This window comes from Peribacillus sp. P4_C12 (assembly GCF_056402095.1).
Window position 1 is genome coordinate 1 of the sequence record NZ_JBFUIB010000266.1, and the last position, 5,072, is coordinate 5,072.

General features: G+C 37.9%; 5 protein-coding genes. 1 reads left to right on the forward strand and 4 read right to left on the reverse strand.

What is annotated here, in order from left to right:
• Together AC1DUW_RS20680 and thpR are read right to left on the reverse strand one after the other, a co-directional pair.
• Positions 1-801: NERD domain-containing protein (locus AC1DUW_RS20680; protein ID WP_477643335.1), on the reverse strand; the 801-nt coding region annotated here is incomplete at its 3' end.
• Between the two features lie 24 nt (positions 802-825).
• Positions 826-1,380 carry an RNA 2',3'-cyclic phosphodiesterase gene (thpR, locus tag AC1DUW_RS20685; RefSeq protein ID WP_477643336.1) on the reverse strand — a complete coding sequence of 185 codons (555 nt, stop codon included), beginning with the start codon at positions 1,378-1,380 and terminating at the stop codon, positions 826-828.
• A 513-nt stretch (positions 1,381-1,893) separates the two neighbouring features.
• On the opposite strand from thpR, the gene AC1DUW_RS20690 reads away from it, so the two are divergent.
• Entirely contained in the window at positions 1,894-2,271 is a 378-nt protein-coding gene (locus AC1DUW_RS20690) for a hotdog family protein (RefSeq protein ID WP_152952308.1), read from the forward strand.
• A gap of 312 nt (positions 2,272-2,583) precedes the next feature.
• On the opposite strand, the gene AC1DUW_RS20695 is transcribed toward AC1DUW_RS20690, so the two are convergent.
• On the reverse strand, positions 2,584-3,828 hold the full coding sequence (locus AC1DUW_RS20695; RefSeq protein WP_057219353.1) for an Nramp family divalent metal transporter: 1,245 nt from the start codon (positions 3,826-3,828) through the stop codon (positions 2,584-2,586).
• Positions 3,829-4,327: 499 nt separating this feature from the next.
• A partial coding sequence (locus tag AC1DUW_RS20700) for an energy-coupling factor transporter transmembrane component T family protein (protein ID WP_477643337.1) occupies positions 4,328-5,072 on the reverse strand: 745 nt, incomplete at its 5' end.

Below are 5,072 nucleotides of genomic sequence, written 5' to 3' on the forward strand. Positions count from 1 at the left end.
CGGGTAATCCACATATCCATTTCGGGAGAGAACCACTTTTTTTATCGGCAAGTTCACTTCATATAGTTCAAATAACTGGGAGACGATGTTTCCCATCCGATTGACAGCCAATAACGGATTGAGCACTTTTTTGTCAGGATACTTATGATGCCGGCGGACCCAGAATCGATCGCTCGATCCAATAAAAGCCGAATCTTCTTCCGCTTCCAAAAATGTGATGCACCAGGCATCCACAGGCGTTAATAAAATGACATCGACTTCGACAGGCGCATTTTTCAATAGAAAGATAGGTTTGTATAAAACGAGAAACGTATCCGGAAACCGCTGCAGAAAAAAGCGGAGCCTTTCATCCAAAAAGAATGATTGGTCCACAAATGACTTTTCACGAAGCGTCGAGCTGCCCCATTTCATTTGAAATCGGAGCAGCTGATTTAAAAAATTCTGTTTTAATTCATCCAGATTAGCTGGATTAGAGGGAAATCTTAATGAAAAGACATTTTCATTTCTAGCCGGGTTCGGTATTTGTTGCTCTTCGACCTCTAGCGCTTGTTTATCTGAACGGTGGAATAGGCCTTTCACCTTGTTGAACAGGCCCCGTGGCTCCTCTTGAGGTGTATCGTCCTGTACAAGGGTTTCCATTACATCTGGTTGGCTATACAGCAGATTTAGCTCGCCCGCGTGATATGCAGCCTTCAATTTATCCCATTGCTGTTTTTTTAATTTTGCAAATTGTGTTGGATATCGATAAATATCCTGCTCATACCGAGAAATATAATCCTGCATTTTTATGAGCTGTGCCATTCGAACACCACCCATCTTCCTCTATTATTGAAGGTTTATTGTAAAAATCTGTTCGTATGAAGGGGAAGCTCCAAGATGTGTTTGATAAAGCGCAATCTGAGCTGCTTCAAAATGCTTAGTCTCCAAATTTGCTATCTGCCGGACCCTTTCTATCGAAAAGAGACTCTCACCCTCGAATTTTCTTGCCAGCGTTATATGTGGCTTAAACGGTTTTTTATCCAGTTCAAAGCCGGCCTGCACACACGATTCATAGATTTTTCTTTGAATGGTAAAAAGTCTGTCTTGCTGTTTGACACCTGCCCAAAGAATTCTTGGGCTCCCATTTTTCCCAAAAACCCCAATATCCCCGAGTTCCAGGTCAAACATGGTCTCATTGGCAAGCTCGCTTTCCACTCGCCCTAGGGCATCCTTTTTCATAGAATCAGGAGCATTCCCTAAAAACGCCATCGTAATATGATAATCGGCTTGATGCAGCCATTTCTTAAATGGAAACTCCGATTTAATTTGTTCTGTTGCATCATTTAAATAAGTCTTTATATCATCAGGTAATACCAAAGCAAAGAAAAAATGAGTATTCATTCGTCACTATCATTCCTTCCTGTTCTCCATTTAATTTTACCATAATCCCAATTGGGAATACCTGACTTTAATTTGCATTCAGGGAATTCCTTTAAGCAAAAAAAAGACTGAAAGTTCTCAGTCTTTCCTTTACAGCAATTCTTTATGCCATATCGTTATCGCAGGTTCAGTGTCTCAACCAACTTGCCTTTTTTACATACATACCTGCAGTCTGGTTGCCGTCGACAGTATTCTTCACCTGGCAGAATTATAAAATTCTCTGACTTGCCGATATCCACCCAATAATTATGGGTAATCCCCAATGCCATTAACATAATAGGTAAATTTACAAAGGAATTTTGTAAACCTTAACTAAAATTCCTGACTCTCACCGAATTTTACGTAATTTATAATCACATAACGTTCGAATAACCGCATGTATTTTATTATGAATGGTTATTCATTTATTATTTAAACGTGTTATATTTTATATGTTAGACATTGGAAATCTAGATATTTTAGGGAGGTAGAAACATAATGCTGAAACCTGGGGATGTATATACGTGGGAACGGACCTTTACTGAAGAAGAAACGTTACAATTCGCTGAACTTTCAGGAGACCAAGGCAGACATCATATGGAACGCGATGAAAAAGGTCGATTAATGGTACATGGATTATTAACAGCAAGTATAGGGACTAAAATCGGAGGCGATTTGAATTACATCGCCCGTGAAATGGTCAATGAATTCATTCGTCCTGTATTTACAGGCGACACCATTACATGTGAGTTAATTTTGACAGAAGTAGAACAGATGGAAGGTTTCAAAAAAATTGCCCTTAAATTTGTTTACCGCAATCAAAAGGAAAAGGAAGTTTTGATTGGGACAAGTCACGGTATTATCAGGGATTAATCAGAGCCAAGGACGGATTATCCTATGTGAAGGTCGAATTAATCTAGTGAAGGCCGAATTAATTAATCGCACGGTCGATTTAATCTAGTGAAGGCCGAATTAATTAATCGTACGGTCGAATTAATCAATTAAAGGTTCACATTCAGCCATGTCAGCCTCCATCTGACTGTTAAAAGCAACGGAAAAAGGACCAGTATCTGGTCCTTCTACTTTTCTTTCATTCTAATTAATGCTATGGGAATAAGACTGTACCGAATCATGCTGCTCCATAAAATCGACGTTCCATTCTCCAGACATAATCTTTCCTTCTCTTTAGCTGAATATTGTTTCATAAAGCAGGAACAAATTCAGCCCGATAATAAGTACAGCGATAAGCCCGGCTATGCTGGAGGTGACTTTATGATTGACTAGATTGCCCATAACTTGTTTATTGCTCGTAAACATGATTAACGGAATTAAAGCAAACGCAATTCCAAACGAGAGAACCACTTGACTCATCACAAGTGCTTTAGATGGGTTTACTCCCCACAATATAATGGCTAAAGGAGGAACTGTCGTAATGACTCTTCTCAAATAAATCGGTATATGCCTTTTAATAAAACCTTGCATGACTACATCACCTGTCATCACACCAACGGAAGAGCTTGATAATCCTGCAAACAATAGTCCTATCCCAAAAAACATCGCGACAGAAGGTCCAAGCAGGGCACCAAATTGTTGATACGCAACATCTAAATCCTCAACAAGTATTCCACTTTTATGAAACAAAGCTGCTGAAACAATTACCATGGCGGCATTGATTGCACCTGCGATAAGCATAGCTATAATAATATCAATTAGCTCAAAACGAAAAATCTTTTTTCGTTCTAAATCGTTTTTACCGACAATTCTTTTCTGCGTTAAAGAAGAATGAAGGTAAATCGCATGTGGCATGACTGTCGCTCCAAGCATGCCCGCAGATAGTAAAATACTATCTACCCCCTCGAATTTTGGAGTGAAGAGTCCCAGAACAACTGCAGAAGTATCAGGTTTTGCATAAAAAACTTGAGCCCCAAATGCAATAACTACAACAAAAATCATGACCGTTATCAAGGCTTCGAATGTCCGATATCCTCTACGCTGGATTTCCAATATGGCAAAAGAGCCTATCGCCGCAATAAAGGCAGATGTGATAAGCGGCAGATCAAAAAGCAAATAGATTCCGAGTGCCGCACCTATAAATTCAGCCAAATCGGTTGCCATGATAACCGCTTCAGCCTGCAGCCATAATAAGAAAGATGTCTTTTTTGAAAATCTCTCCCTGCATAGCTCAGGAAGATTTTTCCCTGTGGCAATTCCTAATTTAGCAGACAATGATTGGATTAGAACAGCCATTAAATTAGAGGCAAAGATAACCCATAATAATGTATAACCATATTTAGAACCTGCTGTAATATTTGTAGCATAATTCCCTGGATCAATATAGGCTACAGCGGCTATAAATGCTGGACCTAGATAAGGAAGCAGTTTTTTAATTCCCCTAGAAGAGGATTGATGTAATTCACCATAATCAGACATAGCTATTTCAACCCCTTTTTACACGCAACTCAAAATGTTGCGATAGGTAAACTTTTTAAGTTATAAGCAAGTATATTCCTGAATCTTAAAAATGTCAAAAGGAACAAACTGATAATATTGGAAGCAGTTTTGTGGTAAAAGTTGAAGAACAAACCTGATCGAGGGCGAATAATAAAATTAAAACCGGCTTAGTGAACATTGTCATTTCTCGATAGCATGTAATCTTTTTTTGGTAGCTAAAACAAAAAAACTGAAAACCTCTTGGTGTTTCCAGTCGCAAAGGGGGATAGTTTAGACTCAGTTCCTCAAGCCCAAATAAAAATGTCTTTCAAGAGCTAAGCAAGTGTCTTAAGCAATGTTAAAACGGGGAAATCGTCGGAGAGCCAAGTCTTTTTTTATAAAGCTGCATTTTAATAATATTTAATTCGACCTTATTGAATACAACGCTGAGTAAAGGGTAAGGAAGTTAATAATGAATTAACTCTAATAGCACAAGGTTTTATAACACTTCTCCTCCAACCTTCAGAAATAAAAGGCTCAATAAAACTAGCAATAAAATACTTAGTGTCCAATAATCTAAACTCTTAAATTTTAATCGTTTAAAACGAGTTCTATCACGTCCATCACGATAGGCTCGAGCATCAATCGCAAGCGATAAGTTTTCGGCCCTTTGAATGGAAGTTAATAACAATGGAATAATGACCGGAATATAATTCGTAATTCTTTTAACTTTGCTTTTATGATCAAACTGCACACCTCTTGAGCGCTGTGCATCAATGATGCGGTCTAGCTCCTGAATAATAGTTGGGATAAATCGTAATGCAATCGACAGCATTAAGGCAAATTGTTCTACTGGTACATGCAGTTTTTTTAAAGGTCTCATGATTGTTTCTAGACCGTACGCTATATCTAATGGCTTTGTCGTTAAAGTTAATAATGAAGTCATCAAAACAAGGAGGACAATTTTCAATAGGACGCGGCAACCTTCGACAATTCCTTCCATATAAATATGCAAGTAGCCAAATTGAAATATTAGATTCTCCCCTTTTGTTAAAAATAAATGATACACAAAAGTGAAGCTCAAAATAAATAGAATTGGCAATAATCCTTTTATAAAAAAGGATGGTGGAATTTTTGAACATGCTAGACAACCTAAAACAAGACAAGTTACTAGCACATAACTTATATAACTGTGTAAGAAAAAAACCAATAACATAAAAATAGCTATGGCCATTAGTTTTGTT